The 22,721-nt window shown below is 62.6% G+C and carries 24 protein-coding genes; 15 read left to right on the top strand and 9 right to left on the bottom strand.

Going from position 1 to position 22,721, the window contains the following annotated elements; translation table 11 throughout:
- Positions 1 to 11: 11 nt before the first annotated feature.
- From rimM to ACW9UO_RS06230, 7 genes are all read right to left on the bottom strand, one after another.
- On the bottom strand, positions 12 to 539 hold the full coding sequence (rimM, locus tag ACW9UO_RS06260) for a ribosome maturation factor RimM (RefSeq protein ID WP_457088110.1): 528 nt from the start codon (positions 537 to 539) through the stop codon (positions 12 to 14).
- Between the two features lie 156 nt (positions 540 to 695).
- Positions 696 to 1,325, bottom strand: coding sequence for a 5,6-dimethylbenzimidazole synthase (bluB, locus tag ACW9UO_RS06255; protein WP_457088109.1), 630 nt, complete (start codon positions 1,323 to 1,325; stop codon positions 696 to 698).
- Positions 1,326 to 1,342: 17 nt separating this feature from the next.
- Positions 1,343 to 1,708 carry a 30S ribosomal protein S16 gene (rpsP, locus tag ACW9UO_RS06250; protein WP_457088108.1) on the bottom strand — a complete coding sequence of 122 codons (366 nt, stop codon included), beginning with the start codon at positions 1,706 to 1,708 and terminating at the stop codon, positions 1,343 to 1,345.
- A 50-nt stretch (positions 1,709 to 1,758) separates the two neighbouring features.
- Positions 1,759 to 2,055 carry a chorismate mutase gene (locus tag ACW9UO_RS06245; RefSeq protein ID WP_457088107.1) on the bottom strand — a complete coding sequence of 99 codons (297 nt, stop codon included), beginning with the start codon at positions 2,053 to 2,055 and terminating at the stop codon, positions 1,759 to 1,761.
- A complete protein-coding gene (locus ACW9UO_RS06240) occupies positions 2,048 to 2,653 on the bottom strand; it encodes a GNAT family N-acetyltransferase (RefSeq protein ID WP_457088106.1) in 606 nt (201 codons plus the stop codon). Before ACW9UO_RS06240 ends, ACW9UO_RS06245 begins: the two co-directional genes overlap by 8 nt.
- 57 nt (positions 2,654 to 2,710) lie before the next feature.
- A complete protein-coding gene (ffh, locus tag ACW9UO_RS06235) occupies positions 2,711 to 4,225 on the bottom strand; it encodes a signal recognition particle protein (RefSeq protein WP_457088105.1) in 1,515 nt (504 codons plus the stop codon).
- A 312-nt stretch (positions 4,226 to 4,537) separates the two neighbouring features.
- Entirely contained in the window at positions 4,538 to 5,083 is a 546-nt protein-coding gene (locus ACW9UO_RS06230) for an FMN-dependent NADH-azoreductase (RefSeq protein WP_457088104.1), read from the bottom strand.
- A 123-nt stretch (positions 5,084 to 5,206) separates the two neighbouring features.
- Between ACW9UO_RS06230 and ACW9UO_RS06225 the strand changes: the two genes are divergently transcribed.
- Both ACW9UO_RS06225 and ACW9UO_RS06220 read left to right on the top strand, forming a co-directional pair.
- On the top strand, positions 5,207 to 6,103 hold the full coding sequence (locus ACW9UO_RS06225) for a LysR family transcriptional regulator (protein ID WP_457088103.1): 897 nt from the start codon (positions 5,207 to 5,209) through the stop codon (positions 6,101 to 6,103).
- Entirely contained in the window at positions 6,096 to 6,998 is a 903-nt protein-coding gene (locus ACW9UO_RS06220; RefSeq protein WP_457088102.1) for a DMT family transporter, read from the top strand. Before ACW9UO_RS06225 ends, ACW9UO_RS06220 begins: the two co-directional genes overlap by 8 nt.
- A 129-nt stretch (positions 6,999 to 7,127) precedes the next feature.
- Here ACW9UO_RS06220 and ACW9UO_RS06215 read toward each other — a convergent pair whose 3' ends face one another.
- Positions 7,128 to 7,463, bottom strand: a complete 336-nt coding sequence (locus tag ACW9UO_RS06215; RefSeq protein WP_457088101.1) for an ArsR/SmtB family transcription factor — start codon at positions 7,461 to 7,463, stop codon at positions 7,128 to 7,130.
- 334 nt (positions 7,464 to 7,797) lie between these two features.
- Between ACW9UO_RS06215 and ACW9UO_RS06210 the strand changes: the two genes are divergently transcribed.
- From ACW9UO_RS06210 to ACW9UO_RS06190, 5 genes are all read left to right on the top strand, one after another.
- Positions 7,798 to 8,136, top strand: a complete 339-nt coding sequence (locus tag ACW9UO_RS06210; RefSeq protein ID WP_457088100.1) for an AtpZ/AtpI family protein — start codon at positions 7,798 to 7,800, stop codon at positions 8,134 to 8,136.
- A complete protein-coding gene (locus ACW9UO_RS06205) occupies positions 8,126 to 8,884 on the top strand; it encodes a F0F1 ATP synthase subunit A (protein WP_457088099.1) in 759 nt (252 codons plus the stop codon). The genes ACW9UO_RS06210 and ACW9UO_RS06205 overlap by 11 nt, the downstream gene beginning before the upstream one ends.
- Before the next feature lie 90 nt (positions 8,885 to 8,974).
- Complete coding sequence (locus tag ACW9UO_RS06200) at positions 8,975 to 9,199, top strand: F0F1 ATP synthase subunit C (RefSeq protein WP_090027589.1); 225 nt, start codon at positions 8,975 to 8,977, stop codon at positions 9,197 to 9,199.
- An 86-nt stretch (positions 9,200 to 9,285) separates the two neighbouring features.
- Positions 9,286 to 9,834 (top strand): F0F1 ATP synthase subunit B', encoded by a 549-nt coding sequence (locus ACW9UO_RS06195; RefSeq protein WP_457088098.1) that lies wholly within the window; start codon positions 9,286 to 9,288, stop codon positions 9,832 to 9,834.
- Between the two features lie 3 nt (positions 9,835 to 9,837).
- Positions 9,838 to 10,407, top strand: coding sequence for a F0F1 ATP synthase subunit B (locus ACW9UO_RS06190; RefSeq protein WP_457088097.1), 570 nt, complete (start codon positions 9,838 to 9,840; stop codon positions 10,405 to 10,407).
- Positions 10,408 to 10,511: 104 nt separating this feature from the next.
- Here ACW9UO_RS06190 and ACW9UO_RS06185 read toward each other — a convergent pair whose 3' ends face one another.
- On the bottom strand, positions 10,512 to 11,285 hold the full coding sequence (locus ACW9UO_RS06185) for a FadR/GntR family transcriptional regulator (RefSeq protein WP_457088612.1): 774 nt from the start codon (positions 11,283 to 11,285) through the stop codon (positions 10,512 to 10,514).
- Between the two features lie 153 nt (positions 11,286 to 11,438).
- On the opposite strand from ACW9UO_RS06185, the gene ACW9UO_RS06180 reads away from it, so the two are divergent.
- From ACW9UO_RS06180 to ACW9UO_RS06145, 8 genes are all read left to right on the top strand, one after another.
- Entirely contained in the window at positions 11,439 to 11,834 is a 396-nt protein-coding gene (locus ACW9UO_RS06180) for a hypothetical protein (protein ID WP_457088096.1), read from the top strand.
- 189 nt (positions 11,835 to 12,023) lie between these two features.
- Complete coding sequence (locus ACW9UO_RS06175; protein ID WP_457088095.1) at positions 12,024 to 15,479, top strand: chromosome segregation SMC family protein; 3,456 nt, start codon at positions 12,024 to 12,026, stop codon at positions 15,477 to 15,479.
- Positions 15,480 to 15,763: 284 nt separating this feature from the next.
- Positions 15,764 to 17,104: a hypothetical protein gene (locus ACW9UO_RS06170; protein WP_457088094.1), complete on the top strand. Its 1,341-nt coding sequence runs from the start codon at positions 15,764 to 15,766 to the stop codon at positions 17,102 to 17,104.
- A gap of 27 nt (positions 17,105 to 17,131) precedes the next feature.
- A complete protein-coding gene (locus ACW9UO_RS06165; protein ID WP_457088093.1) occupies positions 17,132 to 18,871 on the top strand; it encodes an outer membrane protein assembly factor BamB family protein in 1,740 nt (579 codons plus the stop codon).
- Between the two features lie 12 nt (positions 18,872 to 18,883).
- The gene (locus ACW9UO_RS06160; protein WP_457088092.1) at positions 18,884 to 19,423 is read left to right on the top strand and encodes a manganese efflux pump; all 540 of its coding nucleotides are present in this window, start codon (positions 18,884 to 18,886) and stop codon (positions 19,421 to 19,423) included.
- Positions 19,424 to 19,452: 29 nt separating this feature from the next.
- Positions 19,453 to 20,670, top strand: coding sequence for a hypothetical protein (locus ACW9UO_RS06155; RefSeq protein ID WP_457088091.1), 1,218 nt, complete (start codon positions 19,453 to 19,455; stop codon positions 20,668 to 20,670).
- On the top strand, positions 20,667 to 22,493 hold the full coding sequence (locus ACW9UO_RS06150; RefSeq protein WP_457088090.1) for a hypothetical protein: 1,827 nt from the start codon (positions 20,667 to 20,669) through the stop codon (positions 22,491 to 22,493). Before ACW9UO_RS06155 ends, ACW9UO_RS06150 begins: the two co-directional genes overlap by 4 nt.
- The gene (locus tag ACW9UO_RS06145; protein ID WP_457088089.1) at positions 22,490 to 22,720 is read left to right on the top strand and encodes a hypothetical protein; all 231 of its coding nucleotides are present in this window, start codon (positions 22,490 to 22,492) and stop codon (positions 22,718 to 22,720) included. The genes ACW9UO_RS06150 and ACW9UO_RS06145 overlap by 4 nt, the downstream gene beginning before the upstream one ends.
- The last annotated feature ends 1 nt before the right edge of the window (position 22,721 follow it).

The following is a 22,721-nucleotide window of genomic DNA, read 5'->3' as shown; positions in this document are numbered from 1 at the left end:
GCGGCAGGAGCCTAGCTGGCGTCTGGCGTGACCTCGGGCAAGACGCCTTCGGGCGGGTCCGCCACGATCCGGCCCGAGGCCAGATCGACGGTCGGCACGGCGGCCAATGTGAACGGCAAAAGCACCGTGTCCTTGAGCCCCGGTCCCTGAAGCTCTAGCAGATCGTCAGCGCCGTGATTGTGCACAGCCTTGACCCGGCCAATAAACACACCGCCGGTGTCATGCACCTCAAGCCCGATCAGATCGGCGTGGTAATATTCGTCGTCGGGCAGCGAGGGCAGCCTGTCACGCGGGGCGTACAGCTGCACTCCACGCAATGCGTCGGCCTGTTCCTTGGTCAAAACCCCGGAAAGCCGCGCCGCGAAACCACCCTTGACCGGACGGTCCAACACCATATCGAAGCTGCGCGACGCATCTTCAGTGGTGAGCGGTGAATACTCGGCAATCGCGCGCGGATCGGCGGTAAAGCTCTTGATCCGCACCTCGCCGTGGACACCAAAGGAACCGGCAATCGCGCCGACGCAAACCTGATCAGACATATCTATCTTTCCCTGCATAATCCGCCGTCTGTAACCCTGCCACCGGCAGCGGCGCAACGCTCGTTCACCTGATTGCGTTCGTGAAGCATACCGGCAACGAATGCCACGCCGCAAAATATCACCAATCGCACAAGTCGGAACATCGTGCTGCTTTCCTCAAACGTCAATGACGGGGAGGCTGCCCCGGCGCTGTTCCCAGCCTTGGGCCTCCAACTCGGGGGTCAGGCTTTCAGTTTCGGGCCAGCCGATACAGAGATAGGCCACCAGGGTCCAGTCTTCGGGAACGGCAAGATCGCGCGCAAGGCGCTGTGGATCGAGTATAGACACCCAGCCCACACCCAAGCCCCGGGCCCGCGCGTCGAGCCAAAACAGGGTGATGGCCCCGACGGTGGAATAGCGCAGGGTCTCGGGCATGGTCCGCGCGCCAAGGCCAGACCCCTTGTCGGTGGCCTCGGCACAAAAGACGGCAATCTGCTCGGGCGCGTCGCGCATGCCGGAAAGCTTTAATTGACTGTATTGTTTGGCTTTGTCGCCGTCATAGCCGGCAAGCGCCTGTTGGTTGCAGTCTTGGAAATTCTCGCGTGCGGCGGTGCGCGCCGCGCGACTTGTGACCCGGACAATCCGCCAGGGTTCGCTCAAACCCACCGAAGGGGCGAGCAGAAATGCGTCGAGGCATTGCCGCAGCAATGCCTCGTCCACAGGATCACAGCGGAAGCGACGGACATCCCGCCGCCACCGCATCAGATCGGTCAGCTGGGTTCGGAACGTGTCCGAAAAGCTCGCCATGGCGATGCCCCCCAGACTTATTCCTCGGCAGGTGCTTCAGCAGCTGCAGCAGCCTTGGCCGCTTTCTCTTCTGCACGGTCCTGCGCTTTTTTGCCGGGAACGGCTTTCTTCATGTTGGCGCGTTCTTTTTTCTCAACAACGCCAGCAGCTTCGAGGAAGCGCGACACGCGGTCGGTGGTCTGTGCGCCTTCGCTCAACCAGTACTGCACGCGCTCCATGTCCATTTTGACACGGTCTTCGCTGTCTTTGGGCAGCAGCGGGTTATAGGTGCCCAGCTTTTCGATGTAACGGCCGTCGCGCGGCATACGGCTGTCGGCCACAACGATGCGGTAGAAGGGACGTTTTTTCGAGCCGCCACGGGCAAGACGAAGTTTGATGGCCATTGGTAAGTTCTCCTTTGAATGGCGTGTGTGGGACGGGGCTGAGGCCCGGCCTACAGTAGGTGCTGTTTGTGGTGCTGAATGACTTCAGCGATGATGAAGTTGAGAAACTTCTTGGCGAATTCGGGGTCGAGATCGGCCTCGATTGCCAATTGCTCCAGCCGCGCGATCTGGTTCGCCTCGCGGTCGGGGTCGGACGGGGGCAGGTCGTGTTCGGCCTTAAGAACGCCAACGGCCTGCGTGTGTTTGAAGCGCTCGCCCAGCGTATAGACGAGGATCGCATCGAGCCTGTCGATGCTTTCGCGGTGCCCTTTGAGCACCTTGGCGGCGTGGGAAACGGGATCAGTCAAGAGCGTATCCTTTCGGCTGAAACAGCGGGTCTGCGTAGTGGCTGATTTCCATGTCGATGCCATGGGCCAATTGGGTGCCATCCAAGGCGGCAGGCGCGGGGTGGCGATAAACGACGTCACTGCCATCAACGCTGGCGGCACCGTGGTCTTTCTTGGCCCCAAGGCGTTCGGCCAGTCGGATGCTGTCAAGGTTTTTGGGGTCGAGATAGCTCACTGCGCCGTCCCATCCGAGCGTGCCATAGAAATAGGCGCGCACCGCATGGGTGGCCTCAAGCGCAAAGCCGCGCCCGGCCTTGTCGGGCCAGATGATCCAGGCGATCTCGGCTTCGGGCCATTTCGCCGGTTTCCAGCCGCCCGCCATGCCCAGCGTTTCGCCGCTGTCCTTGTGGTGAATCATCCACATGCCATAGCCGCGGATCTGCCAATGGCCGATTTCGGCGGCATAGAGCATCCACGCCTCATAGGCATTGAGCGGCCCGCCCATAAACCGCGACCGGTACGACGAAAAGGTCGCCTTGAAGTCCGGATAATCCTCGGCCTGCGGACCGCGCAGCACAAGGCGACGGGTCTCAAGCTCTGGAATGTCGGGCATCGACATCAGGCGGTCCTCGCGCAAAGCGGGCAACAGGAAAGGGGGGCGCGCACACTCATCTGCTTATTTCTTCTTGCCGAACCCGCTGAGGCCGGGGGGCAGCGCTGCGCCACCACCAAGCCCGCCGAGACCGCCGGGCAAACCGCCTTTGGCCCCCATCTGCTTGGCCGCCGCTTCCAGCGCCTTGGGGTCCATGCCTTGCGCCATCTCGGGCGGAAGCCCGCCTTTGCCGCCAAACATGCCCTTCATGGCCTGTTTCATCATGCCGCCTTTGCCCATCTTGCCCATCTTCTTCATCATGTCGCCCATCTGGCGCTGCATCTTCAGAAGCTTGTTGAGGTCGGAGACATCCATGCCCGCGCCCTTGGCAATCCGCTTTTTGCGGCTGGCTTGCAGCAGCTGCGGGTTGGCGCGCTCTTTCTTGGTCATCGAGTTGATCAGCGCGATCTGCTGGCGAATGGCGCGGTCGTCGAACCCCGACTCCTCAACCTGTTTCGCCATCTTGCCCATGCCTGGCATCATCGACATCATGCCCTGCATGCCGCCCATTTTGAGCATCTGATCCATCTGCATCTTAAGATCGTTGAAGTTGAACATGCCTTTCTGAAAGCGCTTCATCATGCGCTCGGCTTGTTCAATCTCCAGCGTTTCCTGCGCCTTCTCGACAAGGGCAACGATATCGCCCATGCCCAGAATACGGCCCGCAATCCGCTCCGGCTCAAAGGTCTCAAGCGCGTCCATCTTTTCGCCGAGACCGACGAATTTGATCGGCTTGCCGGTGACTGCGCGCATCGAGAGCGCCGCACCGCCGCGGCCATCGCCGTCCATCCGGGTCAGGACCACGCCGGAAATGCCGATCTTGCCGTCGAATTCCTCGGCGACCTCAACAGCGACCTGACCGGTCAGACCGTCAACCACCAGCAGCGTCTCGCGCGGGCTGACGGCGTCGCGGACATCCTCGACCTCTTTCATCAACACTTCGTCGATCTGCAAACGGCCAGCAGTGTCGAGCATATAGACGTCGTAACCGCCCAGCATCGCCTGCTGTTTGGCGCGCTTGGCAATCTGCACCGCGCTCTCGCCCTTGACGATCGGCAAGGTATCCACACCCACCTGCGTGCCCAAAACCGCGAGCTGCTCCATCGCCGCCGGGCGATAGATGTCGAGCGACGCCATCAGCACCTTCTTGCCCTCACGGTCTTTCAACCGCTTGGCGAGCTTACCGGTGGTGGTGGTCTTGCCCGAGCCTTGCAGGCCAACCATCAGGATCGGTGCCGGCGCATTGTCGATCTTAAGCGCGCCGGGCTCACCTTCGCCTTTAAGCACTTCGATCAGCTCGTCATGCACGATCTTGACGACCTGCTGGCCGGGCGTGACCGATTTGGTGACAGCGGCGCCGGTGGCCTTGGCCTCGACCGCTTTGACAAAATCGCGTGCCACTGGCAGCGATACATCGGCCTCAAGCAGGGCCACGCGCACTTCGCGCAGGGCGGTCTTGACATCATCGGCGCTCAGCGCGCCCTGTTTGGTCAGGCGGTCGAAGACGCCGGACAGGCGTTCTGACAGGTTCTCGAACATGCGGCTCTAAAGCCTCCCGATCTGTTTCCTCGTCAACTCACATAAGAGCCAACCGCACAAAGCACAAACGCTCCCACGGGCGCAACGCGCTGGTGGAAGGCGATCCCGGGCAAAGCCCAAGGGACCGGAAGGTGCAAAACTTCCGGATGTTGCTGCGGGCAATAGGCGGGACACGGGCCAGAGTCAAGTCACGACAAACCGGGCAACTCGGCGTCTTTATACTTCTCTGGCTTTATAAATATCCCAGGGGGTCTGGGGGGCAGCGCCCCCCAGCCTGTCGACGCGCGCAGGAGCGGCGAAATTCAGTACGACTCAGGCCGCCGCGTCGGCAATCTCGGCGGTCTCGGTGATAAACGTCACATCGGTCAGCCCGACAAACCCCAGCACATGCCGCAGGTATTTCGAGGCGAAATCGTAATCCGAACCGATTGGCACGCCACCGGACGCAAAGGCCACGATCACTTTCTTACCGGTCAACAGACCCTCGGGGCCCTCGGCAGTATAGCGAAACGTCACGCCGGCACGGGCAATCAGATCCACCCAGGCTTTGAGCGCCGCAGGCACGCTGAAGTTATAGACCGGCAGGCCGATCACAACGGTGTCAGCTTGCTGCAATTCGGCCACCAGCGCGTCGGATTGCGCCAAACGGGCCTTTTGGGCCTCGGTCCGGTCTTCGGCGGGGGTGAAGTTCGCGCCGACCCAGGTTTCGTCAACCTGCGGCAGCGGGGTATCGGCGAGATCACGGGTGATCAGATTGGCGGGCGCAAGGGTTTGCACAAGGCTGTCGGTCAGGGCACGGGTGGCCGAACCGGTTTTGCGGGCGGATGCGTCAACGCGCAGGACTGTCTTGGTTGTCATTTGAAGGTTCTCCGGGTGAGTGTGTCTGCCCGTTTATTTGATCATTGCAAATTCGAACTCAATATCCTCAAATCAACAGGAGCTGTGAGTATTTGCACATAGGTTTATTGAGTGAGGGGCAGAATGGAAAACTGGGGAGAGGTGCGCACCGCGTATCAAGTGGCGCTTCAGGGCACGGTCAGCGGTGCGGCGGATGTTTTGGGCGTGCACCATGCCACTGTGATCCGCCACATTGATGCGCTCGAGGACAAACTCGGGGCCAAGCTGTTTCAGCGCCATGCGCGCGGCTATACGCCAACAGAGGCGGGCGACGATCTGCTGCGGGTGGCGCAGGCGACCGAAGATCAGTTCAACCAGTTGCAAGGCCGGATCAAAGGCCGGGGCGAGGGCGTCGCGGGCGAATTGGTGGTGACCTCATTGGTGGGCATGGCGGGGCAATTTGCGCCCGTTATGGCGCAGTTCCAGCGCGATTATCCCAATGTGATCATCCGGTATCTGACCGGCGACCGGCTGTTCCGGCTGGAATATGGCGAGGCGCATGTGGCGATCCGCGCCGGGGCCGCCCCCGAACAGCCCGACAACGTGGTGCAGCCGTTCTTTCGCCACCCCTTCGCGCTCTATGCGACGCGGGCTTATGTCGAGGCCAACGGCATGCCGAAGTCCGACAGCGAGCTGGCGCAGCACCGGCTGGTCAGTCATGACAGCCTCGACACCCGCGCGCCGATGTTCCGCTGGCTGCGCGAACAAGTGCCCGAAAGCGCTTATGTCTTTCGCAGCTCTGACATGCGCGCGATGACCGAGGCGGTGGTGGCCGGGGCCGGGATCGGCTTTGTGCCGGTGTACGAGGCCAAACGGCACAAGGACCTGATCCAGGTCATGCCGCCGCGCGATGAATGGGCCTCGCAGCTCTGGCTGGTGACACATGTTGATTTGCACCGGGCGGCCAAGGTGCAGACCTTCCTGAAGTACCTCAAATCCCACGCCGCACGCTGGGAACGGGAATGCGCCGGGCATGACTGAGGCCACACGCGGCCATCTGGCCATGCTGTTGTTTTCGGCGATGGTGGCGGGGTCGTTTTCGCTTGGGGTGCTGGCAGCAAATGAAATCGCCCCGGCGGCGCTGCAGGCCGCGCGGTTTCTGATGGCGGCCCTCGTGACTGGCATGCTGGCCGTTGCGACAGGCCGGCTGCGCCGGGCGCATTTTAACGCGCCTTGGCGGTATTTCGTGCTGGCGGCGTTTTTCGGCACCTATTTCGTGTTGATGTTCGAGGGGCTGAAAACCGCAGCCCCGGTCAGCGCGGCGGCGGTGTTTACACTCACGCCGGTGATGGCGGCGGGGTTTGGCTATCTGCTGATGCGCCAGATCATGACGCCGCGCATTGCGCTTGGGCTCTCGGTTGGGGCGGCGGGCGCGCTTTGGGTGATCTTTCAAGGCAGCTTTGGCGCGCTGGTGCAGTTCGAGATCGGACGGGGCGAGGCGATCTATTTCCTCGGGTGCATCTGCCATGCGATCTATGCGCCGCTGCTTCCAAAGTTGAACCGGGGCGAGCCCCCTGTGGTGTTCACCACGGGCGTCCTGATTGCCGGAGCGATCCTGATCGGGGCGTATGGTTGGAATGATTTGCGCGCGACCGACTGGGCGGCGCTGCCGGGAATTGTCTGGATCACGCTGGCCTATATCGTGACCTTCGCCACGATCGGCTCTTTTATGTTGTTGCAATATGCCTCGATGCGGCTGCCTGCGTCGAAGGTCATGGCCTACACCTATCTGACGCCCAGTTGGGTGTTGCTGTGGGAGGTCGGGCTTGGCCACGGTGCGCCGGCGCTGCTGGTGCTGGGTGGTGTGGGTCTGACGATTGTGGCGCTGTTGATCCTGTTGCGACCCGAGCAGGCCGATCCGTCGACGGATCGGTAGCGATTTGTCAACAAATCGCAGTTTCGACACCTGCGACGGCGCGATCCCCTGCGCGGTGGCCAAGACCGATCCATTGATGGATCGGCACCGATCTGTCGACAGATCGGTTTGGGTGCGCGCAGGGTGAGGTTAGGGGGTTTCCGGCAGTTCCGCCGCGAGGAACCGTTCGAAGGCGTCCAGGTTCACCGGTTCGAATTGACCGAACCCCTGCATCCAGACGCTGGCCCCGCGCAGCGCGTCGGGCTCTAGTTTGCACCATTTCACCCGGCCACGCTTTTCCTGGCTGATCAGCCCGGCGCGGGTCAGGATCGTCAGGTGCTTTGAGATCGCCGCCAAGGACATGTCAAACGGCTCGGCCACATCCGTCACCGCCATGTCATCCTCTAAAAGCATGGCAAGGATGGCGCGGCGCGTCGGATCGGCAAGGGCGGCAAAGGCCGCATCAAGGCGGGCAGGGGTGTCCATCCGCTTCGCCTAGCTTTCCCGCGCGGCTCGGTCAAGCATCTGGGTAGAGGGTAGAGGGTAGAGGGTAGAGGGTAGAGGGCAGAGCGCAGGGGAGGTCGGGGGGCGGGGCAGCCACTTGGCAGCGCTGGGGCAAGATCAACCAATCAGTTGAATATGCGAATTGCCGGGGTTTGGCGCGCGGCGTGGCTGCGACGGATTGGCCGATGCGACCTGCCCGAAAATTTTAGATATACATAACAGTTGGATAGCAGGCCGTATGAATGCGCTCACGGCTTATTGACTCGGAGGCGCGTCAGCCTTAGCACAGGCCTCAGGATTTACCACGGGGGACAGCTTGCCCACACCTGAGCATCGCAAACGGCTAGAGGCACTCGATGAGCGCATCGCCAAGCTCAGGGGGAGCGACGCAAGACCCCACCAGGAAGAGCATTATTCTCAGGCCAATATGGCGTGGCGGATGGTGATCGAACTTGTTGCCGGTCTCGGGATCGGTTTTGGCATCGGGTACGGGCTAGACAGCCTGTTCGGCACATTGCCGATCTTCCTGGTGCTGTTCACATTGCTGGGTTTTGCCGCCGGGGTGCAGACGATGCTGCGCACGGCCAAGGAATTCCAGACTACGGAAACGGCCCGAGAGGCCGAAGATCACGAGAGGGACAAAAATGGCGACTGAAGCGCAAGGTGCCGACGAGGGCGGGCTGGTTTTCCACCCGATGGACCAATTCATCGTGCAGCCGCTGTTTGGCGGCAGCGAAGTTGGCATGTTCACCATCACCAACGTCACGCTGTGGATGTTCCTTGCCGTGGCCGCCGTTGTGGCGCTGATGGTGCTGGGCACGTCGCGCCGCGCGATCATCCCGACACGGTCGCAATCGATCGGTGAACTGGCTTACGGCTTTGTGTACAAGATGGTCGAAGACGTTGCGGGCAAAGACGCGCTGGCGTTCTTCCCCTACATCATGACCCTGTTCATGTTCATCGTGATGGCGAACTTCCTCGGCCTGCTGCCGATGGCCTTCACCACCACCTCGCATTTCGCTGTGACTGTTGTGCTGGCGCTGCTGGTGTTCGTGACCGTCACCGTGGTTGGCTTTGTCAAGAACGGCTCCAAGTTCCTTGGGTTGTTCTGGGTCGCCTCTGCCCCTCTGGCGCTGCGTCCGATCCTGGCGATCATCGAAGTGATTTCCTACTTCGTGCGTCCGGTCAGCCACTCCATTCGTCTTGCAGGCAACCTGATGGCCGGTCACGCCGTGATCAAGGTGTTCGCAGGCTTCGCCGCCATCGCCATCGTCAGCCCGCTGTCGGTTGTCGCAATCACCGCGATGTACGGTCTCGAGATCCTCGTGTCCTTTATCCAGGCCTATGTCTTTACCATCCTGACATGTGTGTACCTCAAGGACGCGCTGCACCCATCGCACTAAGCTTTGGTGCCTGAAATTCCGGTGCGCAGCCTTTGCGCGCCCCCACGAACAACCCTGAATTTTAACTTCCAATCGTAAGGAGATACCCCCATGGAAGGTCAACTCGCACATATCGGCGCAGGTCTCGCAGCAATCGGTTCCGGCGCAGCCGCAATCGGTGTTGGCAACGTTGCCGGCAACTTCCTCGCCGGCGCTCTGCGCAACCCCTCCGCTGCTGCTTCGCAGACCGCGACACTCTTCATCGGCATCGCTTTCGCAGAAGCCCTGGGCATCTTCTCGTTCCTGGTCGCTCTGCTGCTGATGTTCGCCGTTTAAGCCTCACGGAAGACTGATCCTTACACCTCGGTCGGGCGGCATCGCTCGCCCGACCGACGGTAACCGGACTTCCCAAGGAGGACGACATGGCAACAGAAACCACAGACGCCGTTGCCGGACACGGGGCTGACGCCGCCGCATCCGCACCCGGCATGCCGCAGCTCGATTTCTCGAACTGGGGCAACCAGATCTTCTGGCTCCTGATCACGCTGGCCGTGATCTATTTCGTCCTGTCCCGCATCGCGCTTCCGCGCATCGCGGCGGTTTTGGCGGAACGTCAGGGGACCATCACCAACGACCTCGCCAAAGCCGAAGAGCTGAAGCGTCAGGCCGGTGAAGCCGAACAGGCATACGACACGGCGCTGGCGAACGCCCGCTCCGAAGCACAGAATATCATCGCCGCGGCCAAAGCGGACATTGCAGCCGATCTTAAGGTTGCAACCGACAAGGCCGATGCCGAGATCGCAGCCAAGTCTGCGGAAGCGGATGTGGCGATTTCGGAAATTCGCGCCAGCGCCATGGAAAACGTGGTGATTGTGGCACGCGAAACAGCGGCAGAGATTGTCAACGCGCTGGGTGGTAAAGCGGATTCCGCAGCCATCGATGCGGCGGTGGCCCAACGGACGAAAGGGTAAGACATGCGCAAGTTTCTGACATTGGCGCTGATTGCCTCGGGTACAATTTCGGCCAGCCCTGCGCTGGCTGCGACGGGCCCGTTCTTCTCGCTGGGCAACACCGATTTCATCGTGTTGCTGGCCTTCTTGCTGTTCATTGCGGTCATCATCTACTTCAAGGTGCCTGCGATGCTGGGGGGCTTGCTCGACAAGCGCGCCGAAGGCATCCGGGACGAGCTTGATGAAGCCCGTGCCATCCGCGAAGAAGCCCAGACCTTGCTCGCCTCGTTTGAGCGCAAGCAACAAGAGGTCCAGGACCAATCGCAGCGGATCATTGATCACGCTAAGGAAGAGGCCCGTCTTGCTGGCGAAGGCGCCAAGAAAGACATCCAGTCCTCGATCACGCGCCGTTTGGCCGCGGCCGAAGACCAGATTGAATCGGCCAAATCCTCGGCTGTCAAAGAAGTGCGCGACCGCGCCGCGACTGTGGCTGTTGCCGCAGCCCGCGAAGTGATTGCGAAACAGATGACAGCGGATGACTCCAACCGCCTGATCGAAGAGTCGATCACCACGGTTGGCAACAAGCTGCACTGATCTGCGGCGGGTTCGCCCGACTGATATCATTAGAAAACGCCCGGTCCCCAAAGGTCCGGGCGTTTTGCTGTGTGGGATAGGGTGTGTGGCGCAGGGGATGCGGTCTAAATCTTGCGATCCTGTTCGTGGTCAAACCGCTGCCGCGCAATCGCCTCGTTGCGTTCTGCCTTGGCGTTGTCATGCAGCGCCGCTTCGACGTAATCGAGATGCGTTTCAACCGCCGCGCGGGCACGCGCGCCGTCACGCTCTTGCAGGGCGGTGTTGATCGCGCGGTGCTGTTCCAGCAGGCTTTCCCGCGTCAGCCGCTGCTTGAACATGACCTTGCGATTATAGAACACGCCCTCGCGCAGCAGTTGGTACATCGAGCGCATCATATGCAGCATGATCACGTTATGGCTGGCCTCGATGATCGAGAGGTGGAATTCCGCGTCCAGCGCCGCCTCGTCGGACGGATCGCGTTTGGCGTGGGCCGCTTCCATCTTGTCGAACACCGCCTGGATCACCCGCAGGTCGGTGTCTGATCCAAGGCGCGCGGCGCGCTCTGCGGCCAGCCCCTCCATGTCGCGGCGGAACGAGAGGTAGTCAAACACCGCTTCGTCATGCGCGGCAAACAGTTGGACCAAGGCCGGGGCAAAGGCCGACCCCAGCACATCGGCCACGAATATGCCCGCGCCGGCCTTGCTGGCGAGCAACCCCTTGGCCTGCAATTCGGCAACCGCCTCGCGCAGGGACGGGCGCGACACGCCAAGCCGGTCGGCCAGCTCACGCTCGGACGGCAAGCGCTCCCCCGGACGCAGAATGCCGCGCAGGATCAACTGCTCGATCTGGCGGGTCACAGCGGTCGAGAGCTTTTCGGGGTGGATCGGTTGAAATGGCATCATAGCTCCGGCAATTGGTAAGATTATATGACCGCTAATGCCCAAGGAGCAAGCACTTGCAGGCAGGCGAGGTCTCAAAACGCAACGCAAACGAGGGCTGTTTGGTCTCATTTGGTAAGATGTTGTTAACCCTGACGCGGCTAGGATCGTGGCATGGGTTGGTATGCAGTGTTTCCCTTGCTGATGCTTCTCACCACTTGCGACACGCCGGGGCTGCGCCATATGGGGGTGGCTCCGGTACGCATGGAGGTGGGCGGGATGAGCTTTGATATCCGCGTTCGTGACGGCATCGCCGAAGCGATCCGGACCAACGCCATGTTTGGTGTGCGCATGCGCGATGTGGCCAACAATGGCGGTCAGGCGATTGTGTCTGTGACCGGCTGCAAGGTGGCTTGGTTGCAAGGCGATCCCTCGGTTCTTTTGGCCGGCCTCGATTGCGAGGACGGGCAGGGCGTCCCGCGCAAACCGCGCGGCAAGACGCATTGCACCGGCACGGTGTCCGCGCCCTATCGCAACGGCGAAAGTGACGTGGCCTTCTCCTGTGGATGACGTACGGCACTGGTTCCCCCACGCCACGCCCCCCTGACCCCCTGCCATACCCGCCGAAATCCGCCGATATATTGTGGATAACTCTGCCGGTCCCGCCATATGATGTGGCCCCCCGTTGACAGACCACAAGAGCCGCCGTCACACTGGCCCCAATCCGGAATCACCGGAAAAAACCACGAGGGCCGAGCATTGCGTTTCAACAAGCTGCGTCTGACAGGCTTCAAAAGCTTCGTCGACCCGACCGATCTTCTGATCAAGGACGGGCTGACCGGCGTTGTGGGGCCCAATGGCTGTGGCAAATCCAACCTGCTTGAAGCGCTGCGCTGGGTGATGGGCGAAACCCGGGCCAAGGCGATGCGCGGCGGCGGCATGGAAGACGTGATCTTTGCCGGGGCTGCGACGCGGCCGGCCCGCAACTTTGCCGAAGTTTCGCTGCATCTCGACAATTCCGAACGCCTCGCCCCGGCGGGGTTCAACGACAGTGACACGCTGGAAATCACCCGCCGGATCACCCGCGATGTCGGCTCGGCCTACAAGATCAACGCCAAGGATGTGCGCGCCCGCGACGTGCAGATGCTGTTTGCCGATGCCTCGACCGGGGCGCATTCGCCCGCGCTGGTGCGGCAAGGCCAGATCAGCGAATTGATCAACGCCAAGCCCAAGAACCGCCGCCGCATTCTGGAAGAAGCCGCTGGGATTTCAGGGCTTTACCAGCGTCGCCACGAGGCCGAGCTGAAGCTGAAAGGCACCGAAGCCAACCTGCTGCGCGTCGACGATGTGATCGAACAACTGGCGACGCAGCTGGCGCAACTGGCGCGGCAGGCGCGGCAGGCTGCGCGGTATCGCGCGATTGGCGAAGACCTGCGCCAGGCCGAAGGGTTGCTGCTGTATCGGCGCTGGCAAGATGCTGACGAGGCCCGCCAACGCGCCGAAGAGGTGCTGCGTGACATGGTGAACGTCGCGGCGAAATCCGAGGCCAGCGCGCGCCACTGTGCCGAGGCGCGGCAAGAGGCCGACACCACCCTGCCATCGCTGCGCGAAGAAGAGGCCATCGCCTCGGCGGTGCTGCAACGCCTGCAAGTCCAGCGCGACACGCTCGCCGATCAAGAGGCCACCGCGCGCGACAAGATTGCCACGCTGGAAAGCCGGATCGCGCAACTGGGCCACGACATCGACCGCGAATCCGGCCTCAACCGGGACGCGGGTGAAACGATCGAGCGGTTGGAATCCGAAGAGCGTGAGCTTGCCGAGGCTGGCGAGGGCCAGGACGGAATGATGGAGGAGGCCACCGAGGCCGCGCAAGAGGCCGCGTCTGTGCTGTCTGAACGCGAGTCGGATCTGGCGCTTCAGACCGAGGATGTCGCCCGGCTTGCCGCGCGCCACCAATCGGCGCAGCGGGTGCTCGACGAAGGCCGCAAACGCCAGGACCGCAGCGAAGCCGAGGCCGACAAGGCGCGCGCCGCAGTGGACGACTCGCAGGCGCGTCTGGTCAAAGCCGCCGAGGATGAGGCCAGCGCGCGCGCGGCGGAAGCGGCCGCCAAGCGCATGACCGAGCGCGCCGACGATGCATTGATCGCCGCCGATGAGGCCCGCGAAGAGGCGCAGGCCCGCGAGGCCGAGGCCCGCGCCGAGCGCTCCGAGGCCGAGGGCGAAGCCAACGCCCTGCGCGCCGAGACCACCGCGTTGGCGCGCTTGCTGGAGCGCGACACCGCCGAGGGTGGCCAGATCATGGACCGGCTGCAAGTGCAGCAGGGCTTTGAAAAGGCGCTGGGGGCGGCCTTGGCCGATGATTTGCGCGCGCCCGAGGTCCATGCTGATGGCCCGTCCGGTTGGTCTGTGCTGCCCGATTATGACCTGCCGCCCGCGCTGCCGCACGGCGTCACACCTCTGTCATTGCATGTGTCGGTCCCCGAGGTTCTGGCCCGCCGCATGGCCCAAATCGGGCTGGTCGAGGCCGATGACGGCAGCCGGATGCAACCGCTGTTGCAGCCCGGTCAGCGCCTTGTCAGCCTCGATGGCGATCTGTGGCGCTGGGATGGATTTCGCGCTTGGGCCGAGGATGCGCCCTCAGCCGCGGCGCTGCGGCTCGAACAGCTTAACCGTTTGGAAGACCTCAAACAATCGCTTGAGCGCACCACTGTTCGGATGGAGGCCGCGCGCGCCGCGCATGAGGCGCTGACCGCGCGTTTGGCCGATCTCACCCGCGCCGACAAAGATGCCCGCGAGGCGCGCCGCGAGGCCGACCGGGCCTTCAATGACGCCAGCCGCGCGATGAACCGCGCCGAGGCGGAAAAGAATCTGGCTGAGGGTCGGCTCGAGAGCCTCGGGATGGCGGTGCAACGCCACGAAGAAGAGGCGCAGGCCGCCGCATTGCAGCTGCGTGAGGCCGAGCGTGGGGCGGCGGATTTGCCCGACCTGGATGCCGCGCGGGCGCTGGTGGAGGACGTCAAAATGACGGTCGAAGCGGCGCGGATGACGATGATGACGCGGCGCTCGGCCTTGGACGAATTGCGCCGCGAAGGCGAGGCGCGGACCCGGCGCATCCAACAGGTGACCAAAGAGCTTTCGGGCTGGCGGCACCGTCTGGAAACCGCCGAGAAGCGCAGCTCTGAGTTGAGTGGCCGCAAGTCTGCCAGTGAAGACGAGTTGCGTCAGGCCTGCAAGCTGCCCGACGAGATTGCGGCCCAGCGCGAGGAGCTGGCCGAGAACATCGAAACCGCCGAAGACCGCCGCCAGACCGCCACCGAAGCGCTTTCGGTGGCCGAAACCGCGCTGCGTGCTGCGGAGCAGGCCGAGCGGGATGCCGAGCGTGCCGCATCCGAGGCGCGTGAGGCCCGTGCCGCCGCGCAAGCCCGTGCGGAGGCCGCTCGGGAGACCACCAAAGCCGCCGCAGACCGGATCGAAGATGATCAAGAGGTGTCACCGGGGCAACTGCTTGAAAAGCTTAAGATAGATCCTGAAAATATGCCCGCCTCGGAGCGGATCGAAGACGATGTGAACCGGCTCAAACGCCAGCGCGATGCGCTTGGCGCGGTGAACCTGCGGGCCGAAGAAGACGCCCGCGAGGTGCAGGAAGAGCACGACACGCTTGTCAGCGAAAAGACCGATCTCGAAGAGGCGATCCGCACGCTGCGCAACGGGATTGCCAGCCTCAACCGCGAGGGCCGCGAGCGGCTTTTGACCGCCTTCGAACAGGTGAACAGCAACTTCTCGCTGCTCTTTACCCATCTGTTTGGCGGTGGTGAGGCGAATCTCGTTCTGGTTGAATCCGATGACCCGCTGGAAGCCGGGCTTGAGATCATGTGCCAGCCGCCGGGCAAGAAGCTGTCGACGCTGTCGCTTCTGTCGGGGGGCGAACAGACGCTGACCGCGCTGGCGCTGATTTTTGCGGTGTTCCTTGCCAATCCGGCGCCGATTTGTGTGCTCGATGAGGTCGACGCGCCGCTTGACGATGCCAACGTCACCCGGTTTTGCGATCTGCTTGACGAGATGTGCCGCCGCACCGACACCCGCTTCCTGATCATCACCCACCACGCGGTGACGATGGCGCGGATGGACCGGCTGTTTGGGGTCACGATGCAAGAGCAGGGCGTGTCGCAACTGGTTTCTGTCGACCTCAAGAAGGCCGAGAAACTGGTGGCGTAAGCCTGCGCCGATACTCCAGAAAGCTATTGTTCGCAAGCGTTTAGGCTCAACCTTCAGCCGCATGTCCGCGCCGCTTTCTGCGGATGAATTACGCATCCGCAAGGATCACCGCCGCGTTGAGGCCCAGAGCCTCGGACCCGGTTTGCGCGGGCCGGTGAGAGCGTTCCACGGGGCCGCGTTCGCCTTGTGGTAGAAAAAATCTGATGACAAATTTGCAATTCTCTCTACCATAGCGCGAAATATTTTATCTCAATCGTCTTTTTGCGAGGTCCCTTATGCGAAGCATGTCACAGGCCCGTCGCCGCATCGGCTATTGCGCTTTTGTCGTCACTCTCGGGGCCGCCTGCGCCTCGGTTGCCGATACAACTCCTGCCCCGCCGATGATTTCCAGCGCTTTGCCCTTGGGCGTGACTGTACCCAGTACGGTGTCGAGCGCGATCGAGGCGCGGCCCTTTTTCGATCAATTCTCGTGGCAGTCCTTTATCGCGCTGAACTGGCCCGCGGACCCGAACGCCCCCGGCGCGCCTTTGGACCCGAATGATCCGTCGACCTTTACATCGGCTGCGGCCGGCACGCCGACGGTCTGGGAAAGCTATGCGACTTCGTATCGGCTGTTTGGCTCGGGGCAGGCGGAACCGCCGGCCTTTGGCACTGGCCCGGCCGAGGGCGACCCCTGTTCAGCAAACACCAAGACCCTGCGGATGGTCGCCAAGGGCGCGGATATCACCGGCAACACCATTGGTGACGTGAACGAGGCGTTCTCGCATCCGTTGATCGATCAGAACCTGAATTACGTTTACGCCGAGGTCCGGTTCAACGACGCCTATTACGATTTTGTCCGCAGCAACGGCTATTACCTCAAGCGCAATCTGTCGGCGGCGCAGCAGCCCTTGCAGATGCCCGAAAGCGTGACATCGAGCGGCACAATCGGCGCAATGATGATCAAGGCGGCGTGGCGGCAGATGACCGCCAAAGACGACACTTCGCGCTATCATGTGATCACGGCTTCGGTGGTTGATCCCGATGGCGGTGGCTGTTCGCAGGTGCCGATGGGGTTGGTCGGGCTGCATATCGCGCAAAAGGCCGAGGGCTTTCCCGAGTGGATCTGGTCGTCGTTTGAACAGGTCGACAATGTGACGCCGGGGCCGGGCGCGAGCGAGACCACGCCGGTGTCGTTCAACAATGGCACCGACACCCCCGCCACCCCGCGCGGCTGGGCCAACCGGCCGCCCATCGCGCCCCCGCTGTTGGCGGAAGGCAAGCGCGAGGCGACGCAGGTTACCCGGCTGAACCCGATCCCGACAACCCCCGCCGGCATGTCGACGGTCGACCAGAACGCAACTTATGCCGAGCTGCTCAAGGGCACGCCGTGGGCGCATTATCAGCTTGTCATCACCCAATGGCCGACCGATCCGGGCACCTTCAAACTGCCGCGCGACGGCGGTGTGTATCCCAAGGATGCGGGCGGGGCCTTTCCGGCGAACGGGGCGACCAACACCGCGATGGAGACCTATTTCCAATCGCAAGAGGATGCCGCCGGGGCCGGGGGCAACAGCTGTATGTCCTGCCACTACGCCGCCTCTACGTCTGATTTCAGCTGGATCCTGTTCAACCAATCCCATTGATCTGCGCCCATTTACCGGAGGAATTTCATGTCCGACAGCGCGTCCGATTGGACCATGTTTCACGGCAACGCCGCCCATGATGGGCTGGTCACCGGGTCGTCGATCACCGCCGCCAATGCCGCAGGCCTGACCGAGGCCTATACCCGCGAGATTGGCGGTGCAATTCTGTCGGTCCCGGCCATCGCCAACGGATCGATCTATGTCGGCACGGCCAATGGCACCACGATGATCAACGGCCAATCCTCGCCCACAGGCACGACGGTTGCGGGCACCCCAACGGGCGGCACGCCGCAGGCCGACGGCGGCAGCTTCCATCGCATCGACCTTGCCAGTGGCGAGACCAAAGCCAGCTATTTCTGGCAGATCGACCGGGCCCAAGGCGACACCCACGGTTTTACCGGCATGGGCTGCACCCCGGCGGTGGTCGACGGGCGGGTGTATTTCTCGGCCTTCGATGGCAGGCTGCGGTGCCTCGATGCCGAGACGTTAGAGCTGATCTGGATCACCGATTTGCGCATGGCCGACCTGGCGCAGAACCAGCCGATCACCAACAACGCTGGGGTCGACGCAGGCGGTCCTCCGGCTGAGGGGTGGTCGTCGCCGCTGGTGGTCAACAATCTGGTGTATGTCGGCATGGGCGAGGGGGAGAACCCCGACCTTTATTCCTTTGTTTTCGCGGTCTCGGCCCAGAGTGGCAAGGTGGCGTGGATCTTCTGCCTCAATCAGTTTGAGCTTGGTGTCTGCAACAGCCCCAATGTCCTCCCGGCGGATGTTGTTGATCCGACGAGCTTGCCGGCGGGGATCACGCTGTCGGATGCCAAGGTCGTCTCCAAGGGCAACAGCGTCTGGACGGCGATTGCCTTTGATGCCGATCTGAACCGGCTGTATTGCACCACCGGCAATCCGCAGCCTGACAACGGCCTCGTCGATCCGCCGCATTACGCTTACGGCGTGCTTTGCCTTGATGCGCTGAGCGGCGATGAGATCGGGTTCTTCCAAGCCCCGGAAAAGAGCAATTATCGCCCCTCTGACATTGATGTCGATTTCGGCGCGGCCCCGATGATTTTCGAGCGGGGCGGACAGAAGATCTGTGCGGCGCAATGCAAGAACGGCACGCTGTTCCTGCTCGATGCCGAGACGATGGAGTGTGTGGAATCGCGCCAGATGCTGCCGACGTACAACGATGGCTGCCGGATCGCGACGGTCGACACTCACGGGCCGGACACCGGGGCAAACCCAAATCCGCCGGTCACGAACAAGGAATCCGACGCCACCAAGGCCGAGAATTTCTACGGCGGCTATTCCACCCCGGCGGTGTTTCCGGGGGGCGAGATGCTGTTTGTGGGCAGTGGCGGCAACAACTATCACTTCGTCGCCCCCGGCATCGACAGCGCCACAACGCCGTTCATGCGGGCGGTGAACTGGGAGACGCTGACCGACGCTTGGGCGCTCGATGACAGTGACCCAAAGAAATACGTCAAACCGTCGCCGCCGATGTACGCGAGCGCGGGCGAGGCGGGGCTGTCTTCGCCCACCGTCGTCAATGACATCGTGATCTGCACCACCTCGAAAATCGCGCTGCATGTGTTTGATGCGCGCGACGGCACGCCGCTGTTTTCCGATCATTTCGGGATGCAGACCTCGGGGTTCAACGGCGGCTATGGCTATTGCCTCGGGGCGGCAGTGAGCGGCGATTACATCGTGGCGGGCGGTTTGGTTCTGGGCCGCGATGGTGGCATTTTGCGCGTCTTCAAGGTCGCGGGCTAAGGGGATTATCGGATGAACATGCTTCTTTTGGGTCTCATGACGGGCTTCATAACCGGGCTCGACAATTTCATCGTCAGCGCCGGGCTGGGCACCACACGGCTGGCGCGGCGTCAGATCGCGGTGCTGGTGGCGGCGTTTGCGCTGGCCGAGGCGGTGATGCCGCTGGTGGGCTTTGCCCTGGCGCGGTTTGTTGCGCCCGAGATGTTTGCGGGCCTTGGGCCGGTGCTGTTGATCCTGGCGGGATGTGTGGCCGGGGCAGGGGCGTTGCGCGGGGTGCCGCGTCTGTCGCCTTGGGTTTTGTTCACGCTGCCGGTGCTGATGAGCCTTGATAACCTTGCGGTCGGGGCCGGACTGGGGGCCTTGGGCGGCTATACCTTGGGCGCGGCGCTGGTGGCCGGGGCGGTCGCGGCGATGATCAGCACGGCGGGCCTTTTGTTTGGCGGGCTGTTGTCCGGGCGGATTGTTCGGATCGGAGCGCCGGGAGTGGCGCAGGCCATCGTTGCCGTCTGTCTGATCGCGGTCGGCGTGGTTGAGCTGGCAGGCGGGGCCTGAGCGCCGTGGCGCGCGTCATTTGCGATAACTTGCAATTTCCCACCGGCGTTGTCGCGCAGGGCAGCACCCTGTTTCTGGCCGAAAGCGGGCTCGACGCGCGGGGCCGTCCCGGCGTGGGCCGCGTGCTAAGGGTGCGCGAGGGGCAGACCACGGAGCTTTGCGGCGGGTTGCGTGCGCCGGTGACGGGGCTGACCCTGCATCACGGCGCGCTTTACGTTTCCGAAGGCGGGCGACCGGGGCGGATCAGCCGGATTGATGTGGCGACTGGCGGGCGCATAACGCTGCTCGATGGTCTGCCCGGCGGCGGCGATTATCACACCAATACGCCGATGGTGCATAACGGCTGGCTCTACTTTGGCCAAGGGGCCGCGAGCAACAGTGGCGTAGTGTCTTGGGATCCGGTGACGATGCCGTGGATCAATGGCACCGACCTGCCGCATGACCTGCCGGGGGTCGAGATTGAGCTGGCCGCCGATGGGGCGGGGCGTTCGGCGGCGTTTCAGGCCTTTGGCGTCACCGCGCCTGCGGGCACCCGCATTGCGGCGCATTTGCCCTGCACCAGCGGGGTGATGCGGTGCCGTCTGGATGGCACGGGGCTAGAGCTTGTGGCCTGGGGGATGCGTAATCCTTTCGGGCTGACCGCCCTGCCGGATGGGCGCATTCTGGCGGTGGACTTGGGGATGAACGACAGGGGCACGCGGCCCGTAGGTCAGACGCAAAGCGTGATCTGGGAGCTGACACCGGGCGCGTGGTACGGCTTTCCCGATTTCGCGGCGGGCGTGCCGGTCAGCGACCCGCAGTTCAAGTCGCAGCGCCCCGGCGGAGCGCAGCCCAAACCCCTGCTGGCCAATCACGCCGAACTGGGGCCGGTGCCCCAGCCGATCGCGCGGTTCGCGCCCAATTCCGGCCCGACGCAGATGCTGTTTGACCCCGCAAGTGGCGGTCTTTTCGTCGCCCTGTTCGGCGACAAACGCCCGATCACCGGCATGCCGGGGGCCAAGGCGGGGCGGAGCCTGATCCGGGTGGACATACAGACCGGCACCCTCGTGACCTGCGCCGTGGCGGGGCTGCATCGGCCGATTGATCTGTGTTGGCAGGGCGATGACCTGCTGCTGCTGGACTTTGGCGCCTACGAGCTTGAACCCGGCGGCACCCTGAAAGCCAAAGGCGCGACGGGCCGGCTTTTGGCGCTGTCACGCAGCGAAATCGACGCCCTGTCCAAGCCGCAACGGGAGGTGGCACAATGACCCAAGCACCCAGCAATTGGTGGATGTACCACGGCGACGCCCAGCACAGCGGCTATGCCAAATCCGGCTGTCCGATCACCTCTGACACCGCCGCCGGGTTGACGCTGTTGAAAAGCATAAGCCTCGATGGGCCGGTGGTGTCGATCCCCTCCATCGTCGACGGCTTTGTCTTTGTCGGCGTCGCAAATTACCAGCTGGCCACCGGCGGCAATGGCGGCGCGGTTTATAAAATCGACGTCACCACCGGCGACATTGCCGCGACATTCACCTGGGATCTCGGGACCGATCTGATGGACGGTCACGGCTTTGCCGGCATGGGCTGTTCGCCTGCGGTTGTGGTGCCCGAGGGGCAAACGCTCGACCTGGCCAAGGTGTATTTCAGTGGCTTCAACGGGCGGGTGTATTGCCTGGCGGCCAAGGACATGACCCTGATCTGGGAGATTGACCTGCGCCACGCCGATCCGCCGATGAACCAGCCGGTGACCAATATTCGCGGCACCTCCGAGGATCAGATCGGGCCGCATTCCTATTCGCCCGCCGCTGGCTGGTCTTCGCCGCTGGTGGTCGGCGACCGGGTCTATATCGGCATTGGCGAGGGGGAAAACCCCTACCTCGCGGCCTTTGTATTTTGCCTGAATGCCGAGACGGGGCATGTGGAGTGGGTCTATTGCACCTGTCAGTTTGAGGCCGAAAAACCAAACGACGTCAACATGTTGCCCGCCTTTGCGGTAGGGGCTAATTTGCCGGGCTTTACCGTGTTCGACAGCGAGCCGATCGTTCTTGGCTGTTCGGTCTGGTCCTCGATTGCCTATTCCGCATCCCACGACCGGCTGTATTTCGGCACCGGCAATGCGGTGCCGGACGGGGCGCTGCCAAGTGCGGGGTGGTCGAACGGGTTGATGTCGCTTGACGCCACCACCGGGGCCTTCGCCGGGTTCTTTCAGGTCATGCCTGAAACCAACTATCGCCCCTCTGACAATGACATCGATGTCGGCGCCTCGCCCACGGTGTTCACCCGGTCTGGCGTCAACAACGCCTGGCCCGGCACCAACCCAACCATCGACCGCGAGATCGTGGGGTTTGCCTGTAAGAACGGCAGCTACTTCCTTGTTGATGCGGAAAAGATGCAGCTGGTCTCGTGGCGCCAGCTTTTGCCCTATCACAACAACGGGCTTCAGATTGCGACGGTCGATCCGCATCAGGGCACCTCGCTTGAGGCCGAGCCAACGCCGGACCCGGACCGCCCAAATCCAACCGCCGTCGTGCATCCGCCGCTGAACCCGCAGGTGACAAACGCGCAGTCTAACGCCACCCAGGGCGAGAATTTCCACGGCAGCTATAGCTGCGCTGCGATTGATCCGGTGCGGTTTCGCATGTTCGCGGGCCTTGGCGGGTCGAACTACAATTTCGTCGGCAGTGGCATCGACACGCCCACCACCCCCTTTATGCGCGCCTTTGATATCAACACCATGACCGACGTCTGGCCCTTCGATGACAGTGACCCGCAGCGCTATAAAAACGCGATGCCGCCGATGCACACCACGGCCGGAGAATGCGGATTGTCCTCGCCTGCGGTGGCCAATGACGTGGTGTTTTGCACCACCAACAAGGTCGCGATCCACGCCTTCTCCACCCTCGACGGCCAGCATCTGTGGAGCGACGATATCGGCCCGCCGACCTCGGGCTACAGCGGCGGTTACGGGTTTTCGATGGGGCCGGCGATCTGGGGGAAATACGTCGTCGCGGGCGCATTGATCATGAACCAGAACGGCGGCGTTCTGAACATCTACCACCTTCCCGATGTGACAGGAGCCTCGTCATGACACACGTTCCCTCGTTCGATACAGATATAAAACCGTTTTTTGATCAATACGTTGGCCAGATGCGCTGGCGCTTTGACCTTACCGATTATGATCAGGTCAAGGCCAATGCCGAGATGATTTATGACCGGATTCATAGTAAATCGATGCCACCGCCGCCGTTTCAGCCATTCTCAGATGCCTTCATCGCGGGGTTCAAGACGTGGATGGAGAATGGTTTCCCAAAATAGC

It is taken from the genome of Marinovum sedimenti, assembly GCF_054052205.1.
The sequence above is the reverse complement of the archived record's forward strand: the minus strand, read 5'-3'. Positions and strand labels throughout refer to the sequence as shown.